General features: G+C 66.5%; 17 protein-coding genes. 12 read left to right on the top strand and 5 right to left on the bottom strand.

Annotated elements, in window-relative coordinates; all coding sequences use genetic code 11:
• Nucleotides 1–28 precede the first annotated feature (28 nt).
• From secD to ACO05L_RS11490, 6 genes are all read left to right on the top strand, one after another.
• Nucleotides 29–1639, top strand: coding sequence for a protein translocase subunit SecD (secD, locus tag ACO05L_RS11515; RefSeq protein ID WP_421729313.1), 1611 nt, complete (start codon nt 29–31; stop codon nt 1637–1639).
• Nucleotides 1636–2598 (top strand): protein translocase subunit SecF, encoded by a 963-nt coding sequence (gene secF, locus ACO05L_RS11510; protein ID WP_421729312.1) that lies wholly within the window; start codon nt 1636–1638, stop codon nt 2596–2598. Before secD ends, secF begins: the two co-directional genes overlap by 4 nt.
• A 185-nt stretch (nt 2599–2783) precedes the next feature.
• Nucleotides 2784–3404 (top strand): hypothetical protein, encoded by a 621-nt coding sequence (locus ACO05L_RS11505; RefSeq protein WP_421729311.1) that lies wholly within the window; start codon nt 2784–2786, stop codon nt 3402–3404.
• A 41-nt stretch (nt 3405–3445) separates the two neighbouring features.
• The gene (locus tag ACO05L_RS11500) at nt 3446–4066 is read left to right on the top strand and encodes a DUF998 domain-containing protein (protein ID WP_421729310.1); all 621 of its coding nucleotides are present in this window, start codon (nt 3446–3448) and stop codon (nt 4064–4066) included.
• Nucleotides 4066–4710 carry a squalene/phytoene synthase family protein gene (locus ACO05L_RS11495; RefSeq protein WP_421729309.1) on the top strand — a complete coding sequence of 215 codons (645 nt, stop codon included), beginning with the start codon at nt 4066–4068 and terminating at the stop codon, nt 4708–4710. Before ACO05L_RS11500 ends, ACO05L_RS11495 begins: the two co-directional genes overlap by 1 nt.
• 88 nt (nt 4711–4798) lie before the next feature.
• On the top strand, nt 4799–5080 hold the full coding sequence (locus ACO05L_RS11490; protein ID WP_421729308.1) for a hypothetical protein: 282 nt from the start codon (nt 4799–4801) through the stop codon (nt 5078–5080).
• Here the strand turns inward: ACO05L_RS11490 and ACO05L_RS11485 are convergent.
• Complete coding sequence (locus tag ACO05L_RS11485) at nt 5058–5927, bottom strand: oxygenase MpaB family protein (protein WP_421729307.1); 870 nt, start codon at nt 5925–5927, stop codon at nt 5058–5060. The two genes, ACO05L_RS11490 and ACO05L_RS11485, sit on opposite strands and share 23 nt — an antisense overlap.
• Nucleotides 5928–5930: 3 nt before the next feature.
• A complete protein-coding gene (trmFO, locus tag ACO05L_RS11480; RefSeq protein WP_421729306.1) occupies nt 5931–7325 on the bottom strand; it encodes a methylenetetrahydrofolate--tRNA-(uracil(54)-C(5))-methyltransferase (FADH(2)-oxidizing) TrmFO in 1395 nt (464 codons plus the stop codon).
• Between the two features lie 96 nt (nt 7326–7421).
• Here trmFO and ACO05L_RS11475 point away from each other — a divergent pair, with 96 nt between their 5' ends.
• The 4 genes from ACO05L_RS11475 to ACO05L_RS11460 all read left to right on the top strand — a co-directional run bounded on the left by ACO05L_RS11475 (nt 7422) and on the right by ACO05L_RS11460 (nt 11444).
• On the top strand, nt 7422–8216 hold the full coding sequence (locus tag ACO05L_RS11475) for a hypothetical protein (RefSeq protein WP_421729305.1): 795 nt from the start codon (nt 7422–7424) through the stop codon (nt 8214–8216).
• A gap of 123 nt (nt 8217–8339) precedes the next feature.
• Nucleotides 8340–9539 carry a hypothetical protein gene (locus ACO05L_RS11470; RefSeq protein ID WP_421729304.1) on the top strand — a complete coding sequence of 400 codons (1200 nt, stop codon included), beginning with the start codon at nt 8340–8342 and terminating at the stop codon, nt 9537–9539.
• 77 nt (nt 9540–9616) lie between these two features.
• A complete protein-coding gene (locus tag ACO05L_RS11465) occupies nt 9617–10510 on the top strand; it encodes a hypothetical protein (protein WP_421729303.1) in 894 nt (297 codons plus the stop codon).
• Nucleotides 10503–11444 (top strand): CPBP family intramembrane glutamic endopeptidase, encoded by a 942-nt coding sequence (locus ACO05L_RS11460; RefSeq protein ID WP_421729302.1) that lies wholly within the window; start codon nt 10503–10505, stop codon nt 11442–11444. Before ACO05L_RS11465 ends, ACO05L_RS11460 begins: the two co-directional genes overlap by 8 nt.
• Before the next feature lie 48 nt (nt 11445–11492).
• On the opposite strand, the gene uvrA is transcribed toward ACO05L_RS11460, so the two are convergent.
• The 3 genes from uvrA to ACO05L_RS11445 form a co-directional block, all read right to left on the bottom strand.
• Nucleotides 11493–14429, bottom strand: coding sequence for an excinuclease ABC subunit UvrA (gene uvrA, locus ACO05L_RS11455; RefSeq protein WP_421729301.1), 2937 nt, complete (start codon nt 14427–14429; stop codon nt 11493–11495).
• A gap of 121 nt (nt 14430–14550) precedes the next feature.
• Nucleotides 14551–15009, bottom strand: coding sequence for a group III truncated hemoglobin (locus tag ACO05L_RS11450; protein WP_421729300.1), 459 nt, complete (start codon nt 15007–15009; stop codon nt 14551–14553).
• Nucleotides 15010–15034: 25 nt separating this feature from the next.
• Entirely contained in the window at nt 15035–15466 is a 432-nt protein-coding gene (locus ACO05L_RS11445; RefSeq protein WP_421729299.1) for a hypothetical protein, read from the bottom strand.
• Nucleotides 15467–15590: 124 nt separating this feature from the next.
• Here ACO05L_RS11445 and ACO05L_RS11440 point away from each other — a divergent pair, with 124 nt between their 5' ends.
• Together ACO05L_RS11440 and ACO05L_RS11435 are read left to right on the top strand one after the other, a co-directional pair.
• On the top strand, nt 15591–15719 hold the full coding sequence (locus ACO05L_RS11440; protein ID WP_421729298.1) for a hypothetical protein: 129 nt from the start codon (nt 15591–15593) through the stop codon (nt 15717–15719).
• 82 nt (nt 15720–15801) lie between these two features.
• On the top strand, nt 15802–17265 hold the full coding sequence (locus ACO05L_RS11435; RefSeq protein WP_421729297.1) for an ABC-F family ATP-binding cassette domain-containing protein: 1464 nt from the start codon (nt 15802–15804) through the stop codon (nt 17263–17265).
• Nucleotides 17266–17271 lie beyond the last annotated feature (6 nt).

Genomic DNA, 17271 nt, shown 5'->3' with positions numbered 1-17271 from the left:
TCGTCGTCGCATTCGGTAAAATAGACCCATGGTTCAGCTCTCTCGCTGGAAGATCATCGTCCTGGCGCTTTCATTGGTGCTGGGGCTGTTGTTCGCCTTCCCCAACGCCCTTTCGCCCGCTCAGCGAGAGGCGCTGCCCGGCTTCCTGCCCAAGAACGCCCTGAACCTGGGGCTGGACCTGCAGGGCGGGTCCTACCTGCTGCTGGAAGTCGACGTGCCGGCCATGCGCACCAAGCGGGTCGACAACCTGGTCGAGGACGTCCGGGTGTCGATGCGTGAGGCGCGGATCAACATCAACGCCCTTCAGCGCGAGGCGGGCGGCGTGGTCATCAGCCTGGCCGACCAGAGCCAGGCCGATGCCGCCTTCAAGGCCTTGCAGCAACTGGCGGGCGGACCGAACCAGCAGGGCGTGCAGGAGCGCACCGCGACCCGTCAGAGCGGCAACCGCATCCGCTACGGCTTCACCCAGGCCACGCTGGACAGCATGGGCGCGACCGCCGTCGACCAGTCGATCGAGGTGGTTCGCCGCCGGGTCGACAGCACCGGCACCAAGGAAATCTCGATCACCCGCCAGGGCGCCGAGCGCATCGTGGTCCAGGCTCCGGGCCAGAACGATCCCGCCGCGCTGGAACGCGTCATCGGCCAGACGGCTCAGCTGACGTTCCAGATGGTGGATTCGGAAAACTCGGTCGCCGACGCCATCGCAGGCCGCGTGCCGCCCGACGCCCAGTTGCTGTACGGCGACGACGGCATCACCCCCTATCTGGTCAAGCGCCGCATCCTGGTGTCGGGCGAGAACCTGACCCGCGCCTCGGTCGATTCGGATCAGGCGGGCCGTCCGGCCATCGGCTTCCGCTTCGACGGCGTCGGCGCCCGCCGCTTCGGTGAGGCGACGGCCGCCAATATCGGCAAGCCCTTCGCCATCATCCTGGACGGCAAGGTGATCTCGGCCCCGCGCATCAACAGCGCCATTACGGGCGGCAGCGGCATCATCGAGGGCGATTTTTCGATCCAGACCGCGTCTGAAATGGTCAATCTGTTGAACGGCGGCGCCCTGCCGGCCCCGTTGCGGGTCGAAGAGCGTCGTGTCGTCACCGCCGAGTTGGGGGCCGATGCGGTCGCCGCCGGCGCCCTGTCGACCGCGGTCGGTTTCGCCATCATCGTGGTCTTCATGATCCTGGCCTACGGCTTCCTGTTCGGCGGCATCTCGGTCATCGGCCTGGTCCTCAACGGTCTGCTGATTGTGGCCGCCATGTCGTTGTTCCAGGCCACGCTGACCCTGCCGGGCATCGCCGGTCTGGTGCTGACCTTCGCCGTCGCCGTTGACGCCAACGTTCTGATCTACGAGCGGATGCGTGACGAGGCGCGGGCCGGCCGCTCGGTCATCGCCTCGATGGACGCCGGGTTCAACAAGGCCATGGGCACCATCGTCGACGCCAACCTGACCACCCTGGTCGCCGCCGGGATCATGTTCTTTGCTGGCCAGGGACCGGTGCGGGGCTTTGCTTGGACCCTGACGATCGGGGTTTTCACCTCGATGTTCTCGGCCGTTCTGGTCGCCCAGGTCTTGCTGGCCTACTGGCTGAAGACGGCCCGGCCCAAGAAACTGCCCATCGCTGATGCGGAGACGGTCCGATGACCTGGTGGCCCCTGATCAAGATCCTGCCGCACAAGACGAATCTTCACTTCGTCAAATACTCGCGGGCGGCTGGCGTGATTTCGGTCGTGCTGTGCATCGCCTCGATCGTGGCCTGCTTCTATCCCGGCCTGAATATGGGCATCGACTTCCGCGGCGGCGCCGTGATGGAGATGACCAAGACCGATAATTCCGCCCTCGATATCGGGGCTGTGCGCGAAGCCGTCGGCGAACTGAACCTGGGCGATGTCGGGGTGCAGGGGATCGACAGCGCCGCCAGCGCCATCGTCCGCTTCCAGGTGCCGGATGGCGAAGGCCAGAGCGCGGTGGTCGAGCGGGTGCAGAGCGCCATCAGCGAGGCCGTGGGCGAGGTCCGATACTCGGGTGTCAGCGTCGTGGGTTCGAAGGTGTCGGGCGAACTGTTCACCTCTGGCCTCATCGCCCTGGGCTTGGCCATCGCCCTGATGTTCGCCTACATCTGGTTCCGGTTCGAGCCGCAGTTCGGCTTCGGCGCCGTCGCCGGCCTGTTGCACGACGTGGTCCTGACCTTCGGACTGATCGTGCTGTTCAAGCTGGAGTTCAGCCTGAACATGGTCGCCGCCATCCTGACCGTCATCGGCTATTCGATGAACGATACGGTTGTCGTGTTCGACCGCCTTCGCGAGAACCTGCGCAAGTACAAGTCCATGCCCCTGCGCGAGGTTATCGACCTGTCGCTGAACGAGACCCTGTCGCGGACGATCATCACCGGCGTCACGGCGGTCATGGTGTTGGCGGCCCTGGCCATCTTCGGCGGCGAAGCCCTGTTCGGCTTCTCCATCGCCCTGATGTTCGGCATCATCATCGGCACCTATTCGTCGATCTATGTCGGCGCGCCGATCATTCTGCTGTGGGGCGTGAAGCGCGGCGAACTGGCCGAAGACGCCAAGCCAATCAAGCTGGGCATGGCAAGCCGCCCCTAGCCGACCCAGCCTCCCTCATCCCCCTCGGGGGATGGTGGGCTCCCAGAGGGCAGGGGTGCTCGAGTCCTGGCCAGCGGGCGCGTTGGCCAGAGCGCGCGTTCATGCTTTGCATCAACGCCCCTCCCGCGACAGGGAGGGAGATGTATAGTGCCGGTTCAACGATTCACCCTGGGGAGGGCTGACACTTGGCCAATCTGCTTTCGAACTTTCGCAACACCATCATTCTGAGCCTGCTTCTGGCGGCGCTGATGATCTTCGCCTTTGGCCGCGTGGCGCCGGGCGGTTTCGACCTGGGCTTCTGGCAGGCGGTCCTGCGTTGGGCCCACGTGGGCTCCGGAATCCTGTGGATCGGGCTGCTCTATTATTTCAACTTCGTGCAGATCCGGGTCATGCCGTCGATCCCGGCTGAGCTGAAGCCCGCGGTTGGCAAGCATATCGCGCCCGAAGCCCTGTTCTGGTTCCGCTGGGCGGCGCTGGCGACCGTGGTCTTCGGCGTCGGCGTGCTGTTTACGCGCGGTCACGCCTATGCCGCCGAGGTGCTGAGCTTCGGTCTGGCCGGCGGTCTGGTCCAGGGCGACCAGGGCTTCATGCTGATGGGTGTCGGCGTCTGGCTGGCCATCGTCATGTTCCTGAACGTATGGGGCATCATCTGGCCGAACCAGAAGCGCGCCCTGGGCATCGTGGTCGTCGATGACGACAAGAAGGCCAAGGCCGCCCGCGTCGCCATGCTGGCCAGCCGCACGAACCTGCTGCTCAGCCTGCCGATGCTGACCTCGATGGCCATGTATCAGACCCTGTTCGGCTAGGCCGGATGACGGCGACGGGGCAGTCGAGAGCGGGCGGGCTGATGATCAGTCGGCTGGCGCTTGGCCTGCTCATCGTCGCCGAGGTCCTGTTGCTCGCCATGGTCGTGGTCGGCGGCGCCCGCTATCCCGGCTACGATCACGTCCTTCAGTTCATCAGCGAACTGGGGGCGACGGGGGCGCCGGACGGGTGGGCCGTCAGTTGGCTGGCCTTCCTGCCCATCGGCGTTCTGGTCATGGCCGCCTGTCTGTTGATCGCCTGGCGGATGCGGTCCAGCGCGCTGGCCCTGCTGGGTTTCCTTCTGCTGGCCTTCAACGCCTATGCCTACGTCAACAGCGTCTGGTTCCGGTGCGAGTTCGAGTGCGCCGGGACGTCGGTCGCCCAGGGGATGCACAACCTGATCGGCCTTCTGGGTTATCTGGCGGGATGTCTCGGCCTGTTGCTGGCAGGACTGTCGGCCAAGGGCCACCGGGGCTTGAGGGTCTTCGGGCTGGTGTGCGCCGGACTGGCCTTCATCGGCTTCATGGGTTTGGCCGCCACCGCCGAGACGGGCGGGCCGGCGGGCGCCTTCCAGCGTCTGACCGAGGCGGCGATCGCGCTCTTCATGCTGGCCTACGCCTGGGTTCTGGCGACGGGACGCGATCCGGTCGCAGCGCAATCCTGATGCCGGAGGATGCGACGCCCGCAGGGGGCCTTGATGCTCAGGTCCGCGCGGCCGATCCCGACCGCTGGCTGTCCAGCCGCTTTGTCGGAGACCTTCAGGCGCGTGGCGATCTGATCGCCCTCTACGCTTTCGAGGCGGAGCTGCTCAACATTCCCACCCGCGTCACCCAGCCGATGCTGGCCGAGATGCGCTACGTCTGGTGGCGCGATCAGATGGACGGCGTCTTTGCCGGTGTGGCGCGCAAGGGCCATCCGGTGCTGGAGGCTCTGACCGACATCGTGGCGCGGCGCGGGCTGCGGCGTGCACCCTTCGACGCCTTGATCGAGGGCCATATCGGCCGTGTCCAAGGCGAGCCGCATGATCTCGACGCCTTCTACGTCGGGCCGATGCAGACGGCGGTGCAGGTGCTGGCGGGGCCGGCGCATGAAGCGCGGGTGGTCGATGCCGGGCGCGTGTGGGGTCTGATCCAGGTCGGGCGGGCGGAGGAGGCGAGGGTCTTGCGCCCTGCAGCCAATGCAGCGCTGAAGGGCCTGCCAACGGCGGCCTTCCCGGCAGTGGCTCATGCCGCCCTTACAGGCTCTGAACGCGGTGAGGGCGGTAAGCGTCTGAGGCTGATGTGGGCCAGCCTTAGAGGCCAGGTCTAGGCCGTTCCGGCCTCACCTTGACGGCTGTCATCTTCCCCGTGTCAGATGCCCGCCTGACTAGCGTGGGGCGCATCAAGTGACATTCTCATTGAAAGATATCCTGCCATTCTGGTGGGCTTGGGCGTGGCGCTCGTTCTTACTCGGCTTTGCTGGCGGCGTCGTTCTGGGTTTTGTCGTGGGGTTCGTGCTCGGATTGTCCGGCTTGTCGGACCTCATTCCGCTTGCGAGCGGACTGGCCGGCTACGTCTGGGGGCTTGCAGCTTCGCTTCTCATGCTGGCCGTGGCGCTGCGCAAAAAATACAAGGGCATCAGCATCAACATCGTCGTTGGATCGCCAAACCAGGGCGTTAGCGATCCGGCCACGTCGTGATGTTGTCCGGCCAGACCTGACGGTTTGGCGAGCCGGTATAGACCCAGTCCAGGGTGCGCCGCATCGTTCGGGCGCCATTGCGGACCATAGGCGAGGCCTTGGGCAGGCGGTGCATCTGGCGAGCCCAGTCGGGCAGAAGGTCGGCGCCGGCCTTCATGATCAGGTCCGCAGCGATGTCCTCGCTGAAGCCGCCGACCTTCTGGCGCATGACCAGGGCGGCGACCTCGGTCGTGCGGGCGTCGGCCTTGAGCTGGGGCCGCATCGACTGAATGAGGGCCTCGGCTGCGGCGCGGTCGGTGGGGACGGGATCGGCGCCAAGGGCGCGCCCGACGCGAGCCATTTCGGCGAAATAGGCGTCCTGATCGGCCAGGGGCATGCCCGGCTCGGCATATCGGACCCAGGCGTCGAGGAAGCTGATTGTCTCGGTGACATGAACCCAGGCCAGCAACGCCGGGTCGCTGACGCGATAGGGCGCGCCGTCGGCCGTCGTCCCGGACAGCTTGTCGTGAATGCGCCGGACCTTGTCGATCACGGTCTGGCCCGCCGAGGCGTGGTCATAGGTGGTGACAGCGATGAACTTCGCCGTGCGGCGCAGGCGGCCGTGCATGTCGGCGCGGAAGTCGGAGTGGTCCCATACGCCCGCCAGCACCGCAGGATGCAGCATCTGCAGCAGCAGGCCGGATACACCGCCGATCATCATGGTGACGATGTCGCCATTGACCCGCCAGGCGACGGAATCGGTGGGGAACAGGGCGTCCGCGCGTCTCAGGGCCGGACGTTCGCCACGCTCATAGTCATTGAACAGCTGATTGATGCGCTGGCGGATGGCGACCTTGGCGAACTCCATCGCTCAGCCCGCGTCCCGCCATGCCTTCAGGCTTTCGATCGCCCGGATGCTCATCAGCCGCTTCTTGGCGCGGCCGCGTTCCTTCAGCGGAATCTTCTTGCCGTCCTCGTCGACCTTGGGCGTTTCGAGCGGCGGCAGCAGGCCGTAGTTGATGTTCATCGGCTGGAATTTCGAGCCGGTCAGGTGACCGCCCGTGATGTGTTCGACCAGGGCGCCGATGGCGGTGTGGGCCTCGGGCGCGTCCAGGGATTTGCCCAGCCGTTCGGCGGCGGCGAGACGTCCGGCCAGCAGGCCCGTGGCGGCGCTCTCGACATAGCCCTCGACGCCCGTGACCTGGCCGGCGAAGCGCAGGCGCGGCATGGACTTCATGCGCAGCTGGCGGTCCAGCAGATGCGGGCTGTTCAGGTAGGTGTTCCTGTGCAGGCCGCCGAGCCGCGCGAACTGGGCGTTCTGCAGGCCCGGGATCATGCGGAAGGTCTCGGCCTGCGCCCCGTGTTTCAGCTTGGTCTGGAAGCCGACGATGTTGAACAGGGTGCCGAGCGCATTGTCCTGGCGCAGCTGGACGATGGCGTAGGATTTCACCAGCGGATCGCGCGGATTGGTCAGGCCGACCGGCTTCATCGGGCCGTGGCGCAGGGTCTCGCGTCCACGCTCGGCCATGACCTCGATGGGCAGGCAGCCGTCGAAATAGGGGACGTTCTCCCACTCCTTGAACTCGGCCTTGGGGCCGTCGATCAGGGCGTCGATGAAGGCCTCGTACTCGGCCTTGTTCATAGGGCAGTTGACGTAGGCGGCGGCGTCTCCGCCTGGGCCTTCCTTGTCATAGCGCGACTGACGCCAGGCGATGTCGAAGTCGATGCTGTCCGCATGGACGATCGGCGCGATGGCGTCGAAGAAGCTGAGGCTTTCCTCGCCGGTCAGCTTCAGGATGGCCTCGGCCAGGGCGGGCGAGGTGAGGGGACCGGTAGCGACGATGACATTGTCCCACTCTTCGGGGGGCAGTCCGGCGATCTCCTCGCGGCAGATGGTGATCAGGGGGTGGGCTTCGAGCTTGGCCGTCACGGATTGCGAGAAGCCGTCGCGATCGACAGCCAAGGCGCCGCCCGCGGGGACCTGATGGTCATGGGCGCTGGCCATGATGATCGAGCCCAGCTCGCGCATCTCCTGATGCAGCAGGCCCACGGCGTTATGCTCCCAGTCGTCCGAGCGGAAGGAGTTGGAGCAGACCAGTTCGGCCAGGCCATCGGTATGGTGGGCGTCGGTCTTCACGCCCGGCACGCCGCGCATCTCGTGCACGATGACGGGGACGCCCGCATTGGCGATCTGCCAGGCGGCTTCGGAACCGGCGAGGCCGCCGCCGATAACGTGAATGGGTTTGAGGTCTGGGGACGTGGTCATGCGGCCTTCTAGGGCGACGCGAGGCTTTCGTCAGCAACGCTCTGGTCGCAGAGGCCGACTTCGGGTTAGGTTAATCCCGGATTTGCCGGGGGGCGCATGAGCCACGAACACGCGACCCCGCAGCGGGCGTCGAAACCCACCTTGAATCTGGTCGGTGCGCTGGGCGAGACCCTGCGCGGGCTGACGCCGGCTTGGTGCGGCGCGTGGGGCGCCATGGCCGTCTGCGCCGCCTTGATGGCGGCGATGATATTCCTGCCTGCCGGGAGTTGGAGCGGCGGCTGGACGTGGCTGGTGGGCCTGGCGGTGATCGCTTCAGGCCTGGCGCTGAAGGGCGGTCTGCTGAGAATCGCATTGAAGCAGCCATCGGGCCTGGGGCCGGCCGGTCTGCAACTGGGCAAGCCTGAGGCGAGGTTGTTGGGCGCGGCCCTGCTGTGCCTGCTGCTAATCGTCATGATCGCATCGGTGCTGGGGCTGGTTCTGCTGGCTGTCGCAGGCATGGCCGAGCTGGACGCCGACGCCATTGCGCGACGCAACTGGGCGGCCGCGGGCGAGGGCTGGAAACTGGCGGTCGTGACCCTCGCAGGACTGGCCACCGTGTTCGTCGTCCTGTCCCTGTTCGTGCGGCTTTCGCTCTATGCGCCGGCCACGGTGGCGCGCGGGCGAATGGTGTCGCTGGACAGTTTCATCATCGTAAGGGGCGCGGGCTGGCCCCTGTTCGCGGGACTGCTGCTGACCTCAGCGCCGGTCATTATCCTGGCCCTGCTGTCATCTGGGGGGATGCTGGAGGGGCCGGGGGGCGCACTGGTCTGGGCGCTGGTGCTGGCAGGCCTGCAGGCTCCGCTCACCACGGGATTTGTCGCGGCCGCCTATGGGCGGCTGGACAGGGGCTGACACGAGAACACTGATCCGGAACGTGAACCCTGGGGAGGGGGCGATATGGGACGAGTTTCAAAGCGTAGGTTTTCGATCGGAGAGGCGCTGAATGCGCCCTTTGCCCTGTTGAAGCGACGGCCGGTGACGATCTTCGTCTGGGGACTGTTGCGGTTCGTACTGGCCGCCGGAGTGCTGGCGGTGCTGGCGCCCGTCTTCATTCAGATCATGGGCACGGCCGAAACGGGCGTCGAGCCTGATCTGAGCCAGTTCATGGCGCTGGAAGCTGGCGTACAGGGCTTGAACCTTCTCAGCCTGGTGCTGGGCGTGGTGATCTTCACTGCCGCCATTCGCGCCACATTGGCCAAGCGCGGCGACGGTTTCGGCTTCCTGCGCCTGGGCATGGATGAGTTGCGAGTGGCCGTGACCAGCATCGCGGTCGGGGTCGGCGTCTATCTGGGCGTGATCGTGCTCGGTCTGGCGGGGCTGGCCCTCGCCGCCGCGATCTCCGGCCAGGGTGCGCAGGTCGTGATCCCGGTCATGGTCGCCTATGGCGGATTGGTTGCTCTGCTGGCGATATGGGTGCTGGCGCGGGTCATCCTGATCATTCCCGTCAGTGTGCTGGACAAGACATTCGCTTTCGAGCGGGGCTGGGCGCTGGGGCGTGGTCAGGCAGCCAAGTTGGCTGTCACCGGCTTCCTGGCCTGGGTCATCCAGATACTGATTCAGCTTGTGTTCTTCGCCGTCGCTGGCGGGGTTCTATTCGTGGTGGCCCATCAGGCGGGCGTGATCTGGCCGGACTTCGGCACGGCGACGCCGACCCTTGCCCAACTCACCGAGCTGGCGCGTCCCTTCGCGATCCCTGCCGCTGTGCTGGCCGTTCCGGCCATCCTGTTGACGGGGTTTTCGAGCGCCCTGTTCAGCGCCCCTCTGGCCAGCGCGGCGCGCCAATTGAGCGATAGCGGAACGCCGCCGCCCCCGGTCGTGGCGGATCCGCACGACGACGGCCTGTCACCCATCCTGGCCCCGACCGTAGCCGCTGCTGCAGCCACGCCGGCTCATGCCGAACCGGATCATGGTCATGCGGGGGATCATGCCGCCCAAGGTCCTACCGATTCGGCGCACGATGAAGCAGGGCCCACCCACCATGACGAGGCCCACCATGACGAGGCCCATCACGAGCCGGGACATGGCTCGGCTGAGCATCAGCATGATGTCCCGGCGGACCATGGCCACGACCAGGCTGGCGACCATGGCCATGACGACAGTGATCACCATGCATCGGGCCATGATGACCCTCCTCACGATGACCACTCTCATGCCAAGCCTGCCGACGGCCACTGAGCCGAAAGGATGGCGGGGGCTGCGCACGGCCCCCCGCCGCGCGCTAGACTGGTTTCAGCGACTCACGGAGCGACAAGATGAAGTTCTCGGCGACCGACGCGGCCTTCGAAGGGTTCCGCATCATGCGGCGCAACCCGGTGGCGGTGGGGCTGTGGGCCTTGGCCTATCTGGTCTTCTTCGGCCTGGTCTTTGCGGTGTTTGGCGGCTCCATCGCTCAGATCACGGCGGTGTCGGCGGATATGCAGTCCGGTGGCGAGCCGACCCTGCAAGACTTCGAGGCCCTGGGCCTGGGGTATGCGGTGATGGCCTCAGTGGTCGGGCCGCTGAGCCTGGTGCTCAGCGCGGTGCTGAGCGCCGCCGTGGTCCGCGCCGTCTTGACGCCCGACCAGAAGGGCTTCGGCTATATGGGGCTAGGCGGGGACGAGCTCCGTGTCCTGCTGGTCAGCGTGGTGGTGGTGATCCTGATCTCCCTAGCGGCGATCGTGGCCTTCGGCGCCGTCGGCCTGCTGGCCGGGTTCACGGCCGCGAGCGGGCTCAATATCCTGTGGCTCCTGGTGACCTTGCTGGGCCTGGCCGCCGTGGCCTTCGTAGTCTGGCTGTCGCTGCGGCTCAGCCTGGCCGTGCCGATCACCGTCGACGAGCGCCGCGTCGCGATCTTCGACTCCTTCGCAATGACCAAGGGGCGCAGCCTGCCGCTGCTGGGCATGATGATCATCGCCTGCATCATGGCCATGCTGTTGAGCGCGGTCAGCAGCATCCTCGCTCTTCCGCTGACGTTTGCAGCCGGCGGACTGGACAGTCTCGTTGCGCTGGAGGGGGAGCCGACCCTGACCGTGTTGCGGGCCGCTGGACCGGCCATCGCCGTATGGGTGGTGCTGAACGCAGTGTTTTCCGCCCTGCAGATGGTGGTGCTGTCCGCACCCTTCGCAGCGGCCTATCGCGATCTGAAGGGAGCGTCCGTCCATGGCTGATTCAAAAGGGCTAGAACTCTATGCCCCGCGCGGGTTGCGGTATCGGCGCACCTGGACGGCGGCGGCCCTGGTCCTGGCGGTGGTCTTCATCGCCCTGGGCCAGACCATTGCGGTCATTCCCGGCATCCTGCTGGGCTTCATCTCTCCACAAGGTCAGGGCATCGGCTGGCAGGGCACCGCTTGGACGCTGTTCGGGTTCGCGGCGATCAGCGCGCTTGTCGTGCTGTGGGTTAAGTTCTTCGAGCGGCGCAGCCTGAAGACGATCGGTTTCAACGGCTCGGGCCTGAAGCGGTTCGCGCGCGGATATGCCGTGGGACTGCTGTTCCTTTTGGGCGTCGTCGGGGTGATCGCGGCGTGCGGCGGCTATAGCGTGCAGGGCGGCGGCGCCTTTGGGACGGCCAATGTCGCGGGCGCCCTTTTCCCCATCCTGGTCCTGCTGTTGGGCTTCATCATCCAGGGCTCGACCGAAGAGATCGTCACGCGCGGCTGGCTGATGTCGGTCATTACGTCTCGGCACGGCCTGGCCTGGGGTATCGGCCTCAGCTCCATTCTGTTCGGACTGCTGCACGCCGCCAATATCAAGCCGTCGCCGGAACTGCTGACCGGGGTGCTGAACGTGGTGCTGTTCGGCGTCTTCATCGGTCTGTACGCCGCGCGCGAGGGCTCGCTGTGGGGTGTGTGCGGCTGGCACGCGGCGTGGAACTGGCTGCTGGGTCTCGGCTTCGGACTGGAAGTGTCCGGTCAGGTGGTGGAGACCACGCCCCTGGTCGTCGATCTGGCGACGCGGCCCGAGACGCCCTGGTGGATCACCGGCGCGGCCTTCGGTCCCGAAGGCGGCATCGTGACGACCGTCTTCCTGCTTGTCGGCTCGGCCGTGCTGATCTGGCGCGGCCGGACCAAGGATCACGGCGTGGTGGCGACGGGAGAAGCCTGATCCGAACGCTCGATCATCCCGGCCGCATGGCCGAGATGATCGACGGCCTCAGGCTGAGGCCTTGGTCTTAGCCTTCGAAGGTTTGGCCTCGGCGGTCAGGGCGGCGACCCGCGCCTTGCGACGCGTCTCGTGCCGGTCCAGCACTTCCTTGAGGTATTTGCCGGTCCAGCTGTCGGTGTTGGCCGCGACCTGTTCGGGCGTGCCGACGGCGACGATCTGGCCGCCGCCTTCGCCGCCCTCGGGGCCGAAGTCGAGCAGGTAGTCGGCGACCTTGATGACATCCAGGTTGTGCTCGATCACCACGATGGTGTTGCCGGCCTCGACCAGTTCCTGAAGCACCTCCAGCAGCTTGCGCGTATCCTCGAAATGCAGGCCGGTGGTCGGCTCGTCGAGGATATACAGGGTCTTGCCGGTCGCCCGTTTCGACAGTTCCTTCGACAGCTTGACCCGCTGGGCCTCGCCGCCCGACAGCGTCGTCGCCGACTGGCCGACCTGGACATAGCCCAGGCCGACGCGGGCAAGGGTCAGCATCTTGTCGCGGATCGGCGGGACGGCCTTGAAGAAACTGCCGGCCTCCTCGACCGTCATGTCCAGCACGTCACTGATCGACTTGCCCTTGAAGACGATCTCGAGCGTCTCGCGGTTGTAGCGTTTGCCCTTGCAGACGTCGCAGGTGACGTAGACGTCGGGCAGGAAATGCATCTCGATCTTGATCAGGCCATCGCCCTGACAGGCTTCGCAGCGGCCGCCCTTGACGTTGAAGCTGAACCGTCCGGGCCCATAGCCGCGCGCCTTGGACTCCGGCAGGCCCGCGTACCAGTCGCGGATGGGACCGAATGCGCCGGTATAGGTCGCCGGGTTCGAGCGCGGGGTGCGGCCGATCGGCGACTGGTCGATGTCGATGACCTTGTCGAAATTCTCCAGCCCCTCGATCCGGTCGAAGGGGGCAGGGGCGTCGGACGCATTGTGCAGGCGGCGCGCGGCGGCCTTGTACAAGGTCTCGATGGTGAAGGTGGACTTGCCGCCGCCGGACACGCCGGTGACGCAGGTGAACAGGCCGACCGGAATCTCGCCGGTGACGCTCTTCAGGTTGTTGCCGGTGGCGCCCGAGATCTTCAGCATCTTCTTGCGGTTGATGGGCCGGCGACCCTCGGGCGGCAGTTCGATCTCGCGCACGCCGGTCAGATACTGGCCGGTCAGGGATTTCGGGTTGGCCATGACCTGTTCGGGCGTGCCCTCGGCGCAGATCGTGCCGCCGTGGACGCCGGCGGCCGGGCCCATGTCGATGACATAGTCGGCGGTCATGATCGCCTCCTCGTCGTGCTCGACGACCAGGACCGAGTTGCCGAGATCGCGCAGGCCGCGCAGGCTTTCCAGCAGGCGGGTATTGTCGCGCTGGTGCAGACCGATGGAGGGTTCGTCCAGCACATAGAGGACGCCGGTCAGGCCCGAGCCGATTTGTGACGCCAAGCGGATACGCTGGCTCTCGCCGCCCGACAGGGTGCCCGAGGCGCGCGACAGGCTGAGGTAGTCCAGGCCGACATTGTTCAGGAACCGCAGGCGGTCGCCGATCTCTTTCAGGATACGCCGGCCGATCTCCAGCTGCTTATCCGTAAGTTGGTCTGGAAGGCTGGAGACCCAGGCGAAAGCCTTCTTGATGGAGAGGGTAGAGATGTCGGCGATGTCGGAGCCGTCGATCTTGACTGCAAGGGCTTCGGGCTTCAGCCGCTTGCCGTTGCAGGCGTCGCAGGGGGTCTCGGATTGGAACCGGCCCAACTCCTCGCGCACCCAGGCCGAATCCGTCTCGCGCCAGCGGCGTTCGAGGTTGGGCAGGACGCCTTCGAAGGTCTTGGTGGTCTCGAACTTGCGGGCGTTGTCGTCATAGACGAACTTGATCTTCTCTGATCCCGTGCCGTTCAGGATCACGCCCTGGGCCTTGGCCGGAAGCTCGCGCCAGGCCACATCCATCGAGAAGCCGAAATGCTGGCTCAGGGCCTGCAGCGTCTGGGTGTAGAGGGGCGAGGGGCCGCGCGACCAGGGGGCGACGGCGCCCTTGTGCAGGGTCTTGTCGCGATCCGGGATAACCAGGTCTGCGTCGAAGGCCAGCTTGACCCCCAGGCCGTCGCACACCGGACAGGCGCCGAAGGGGTTGTTGAACGAGAACAGCCGGGGCTCGATCTCGCTGATCGTGAAGCCCGACACCGGACAGGCGAACTTCTCCGAGAAGGTAATGCGGCGCGGCTCTTCGCCCTCTGACGGATTGGCCCATTCGGCCACGGCGATGCCATCGGCCAGGCCCAAGGCGGTCTGGATGCTGTCCGCATAGCGGGGTTCGAGGCCCGCCTTGGTGACGATCCGGTCCACCACGATGTCGATGTCGTGCTTGAACTTCTTGTCGAGCGTGGGCGCGTCCTCGATGGCGTAGAACTCGCCGTCGATCTTGAGCCGCTGGAAGCCCGAGCGTTGCCACTCGGCCATCTCCTTCTTGTATTCGCCCTTCCTGCCGCGCACGACGGGCGCCAGCAGCAGCAGGCGTTCGCCGTCGGGCAGGGCGGTCAGCTTGTCGACCATCTGAGAGACGGTCTGGCTCTCGATAGGCAGGCCGGTGGCGGGCGAATAGGGCACGCCGACGCGCGCCCACAGCAGGCGCATATAGTCGTGGATTTCCGTCACAGTGCCGACGGTCGAGCGCGGGTTCTTGGACGTGGTCTTCTGTTCGATGGAGATGGCCGGCGACAGGCCCTCGATCAGGTCCACGTCCGGCTTGCCCATCAGCTCCAGGAACTGGCGGGCATAGGCCGACAGGCTCTCGACATAGCGACGCTGGCCCTCGGCATAGATGGTGTCGAAGGCGAGCGAGGATTTGCCCGAGCCCGACAGGCCGGTCATCACGACCAGCTTCTCGCGCGGGATATCGACGTCCACGCCCTTGAGATTGTGCTCGCGGGCGCCGCGAACGCGGATGAAGTTGTGCTTTTCGGTCATGTGTTCCGGAAACGCGGGAGGGCCGGACAGGGTCCGGTGCGACGACGCTATATGGGGATGAATCGGCCGAGTTCAGCAAGAACAATGTGGGAACATTGTGGTCTTGTCAGGTCGAGAGGTCTCACGGGCGCAAGTAGCGCTCGTCGCTGCGCAGCAGGACGCCCGCGGCCCCTGCGATGGCGAGTTCAAAACTCTGGGCGATGCGCTCGGCGCGTTCGATGAAGTGATTGGCGGCGACGGGCGGGCACAAGGCTTGCGCCGTCTCGCGGAACAGTCTCAGCCAGCGGTCGAAATGACGGGCATCAATGGGCAGGGGGAGGTGCTTGGGCATGGGGCGACCCTGATAGGCGCCGGTCGACAGGGCCACCGACGACCAGAACAGCTTCATCTGGGCCAGATGCGGCGCCCATTGCGTGATGTGCGCGGCGAAGACGGGGCCGATCAGGTCATCGTCGCGCACCCGGGCATAAAAGCCCTCGACCAGGGCGTCGATCATCGGCTCGTCTATGCCTGTGACCTGGCGGATCTCCTGAGAGGCGGAGGCCCGGCGTGCAGCGGCGATGTCGAGGTCGCGTTCCATGCCCTTCCCTGTAGGGAAGGCCGGCCTATTGGTCGAGGAAGTCGCCGGCGTTGAAGGTGATGACGCAACGCGCATCGTCGCCCGCCTCGGTCGCGGAACAGTAGTCCGCCCCGATCAGGTTGCGCTGGACTACGGCGGTCGAGCGCCAGACCCGGCCCTGGGCTCGCCATTCGGAGCCGATCTGGGCGCTCCATGGGCCGAGCGCCGTGAACATGGCGTGGGCGGCGTCGCCGGTACAGGTGTGCAGCAGCAGTTCGTCGCCGCCCTCGGCGGCGCGGCGATAGGTCTGATTGCGGATCGCCTGGCCAAAACAGTCAGCATAGAGGCGCGCATTGGCTGGCGCGGGTTGGGTTGCGATCTCCGCATAGTCGGGCGGAGACGGCTGTGCGTCCGGCGTCGTCGCGCAGGCGGCCAACAGAACAGCCGGGGCGAGGGTCAGAAGGGTAATGCGGATCATGGCGGCGCCTCCGATCGCCAACCTGTCACGCGGTGGTGATGTCGCAAAGGTCCAATAGTCTTGCGCCTCGGGACGGCTGGACCCATGTTCACATCTTCGAGCACCCACTGGAGGCCTGACTGCCATGATCATCGCGCTGGAAATCGGTATCGCCCTTTCCCTCGTCGCCATGGTCGCTGGTTATGTCTCGTCCCTCCCCAAGCCGAAGCGCGTCCCCGTCCGGGTACGCAACACTGGACCGCGTCAGCGCTGATACGCCTGACGGAGTTCGCCTCCTCGACACTCTGAGCCTGGCCTTCGGGCCTGAGCGCACCGGCCTAGTGGGCCGCAATGGCGTGGGCAAGTCCACGCTGCTGCGCCTGATCGCGGGCCTGCAGGCTCCCTCGCAAGGGACGGTCGCGCGCGACGGCGCCATCGGAGTGCTGGAGCAACGCTACGAACCCGCCGAGAGCGAGCGGGTGGTCGGCACATTGGGCGTCGGGGCGGCGACGGCGATGGTCGAGCGTGTGCTGGCTGGCGAAGGCTCAGCCGACGACCTGGCCGGAGCGGACTGGAGTCTGCCGGAGCGGATCAGGGACGCTCTGGGGCAGGTGGGGTTGGGCGGGCTGGCGCTGGACCGGCTGTCCGCAAGCCTGAGCGGCGGTGAACTGACTCGGCTGCGGCTAGCGGGGCTGCTGATCGCAGAACCGGACCTGCTGCTACTGGACGAGCCGACCAATCATCTGGACAGCGAGGCCCGCAAGATCGTGGCCGAGGTTCTGGGGCGCTGGAAGGGCGGGGCGGTGGTGGTCAGCCACGACCGCGACCTGTTGCGGCGGATGGACCGTATCGTCGAGCTGTCGAGCCTGGGCGCCGCTGTCTATGGCGGCGCCTACGACCTTTATGCCGAGCGCAAGGCGGTCGAGCGGGCGGCGGCGGAGCGCGACCTGGCTTCGGCGGAACGCGATGTCGACCGCACCGCGCGCGAGAACCAGATCGCGACCGAAAGGAAGGCGCGCCGCGACAAGGCTGGGCGGGCCTTTGCCGCCAGGGGGTCCGAGCCAAAGATCCTGCTGGGGGGCATGGCCGAGCGGGCCGAGAACACGGGCGCGCGTGAGGGGCGGCTGGCCGAGCGGCGGGCGGAGGAGGCGGATGCGGTCCTGGCCGACGCCCGGGGGCGGGTCGAGCGGGTGCGTGGACTGGTCATCCCTATGCCGCCCTCACGTCTGGCGGCCGGGCGCACGGTGCTGCGGATGGACCGCGCGACGTGGGCGACGCCGCAGGGGCGACACATTCTCGGCCCCCTCGACCTGTCAATTACGGGGCCTAGACGCGTGGCTGTCACCGGGCCGAACGGTGCGGGCAAGACGACCCTCTTGCGGCTGGCGGTCGGTTTGCTGGAGCCGACTTCTGGCCGGGTCGAGCGGCCGGTCAGAGCGGCGTTGCTGGATCAGGAGACCAGCCTGCTGCACGCGGGCGAGACCGTGATCGAGGCGTTTCTGCGGATCAATCCCGAGGCCCGCCCCAACGGCGCGCGCGCGGCCTTGGCGCGCTTCCTGTTCCGCAATGTGGCGGGCGACAAGCGGGTGGAGGTTCTTTCGGGCGGCGAGAGGCTGAGGGCCGGGCTGGCCTGCGTCATCGGCGGCGAACGACCGGCGCAGTTTCTGGTGCTGGACGAACCGACCAACCACCTGGACCTGGACGCCATCGCGGCGATTGAGACGGCCCTGCAGGCCTTTGACGGCGCCCTCCTGGTCGTCAGCCATGACGCGGCGTTTCTGCAAGCCATCGGGATAGAAGAGACGGTTCACCTGTCCTGACGGGCA

This window comes from Brevundimonas sp. (assembly GCF_965227765.1).
Classification (GTDB): domain Bacteria; phylum Pseudomonadota; class Alphaproteobacteria; order Caulobacterales; family Caulobacteraceae; genus Brevundimonas.
Note: the sequence above shows the minus strand (reverse complement) of the source record. Positions and strands in the feature narration are given on the sequence as shown.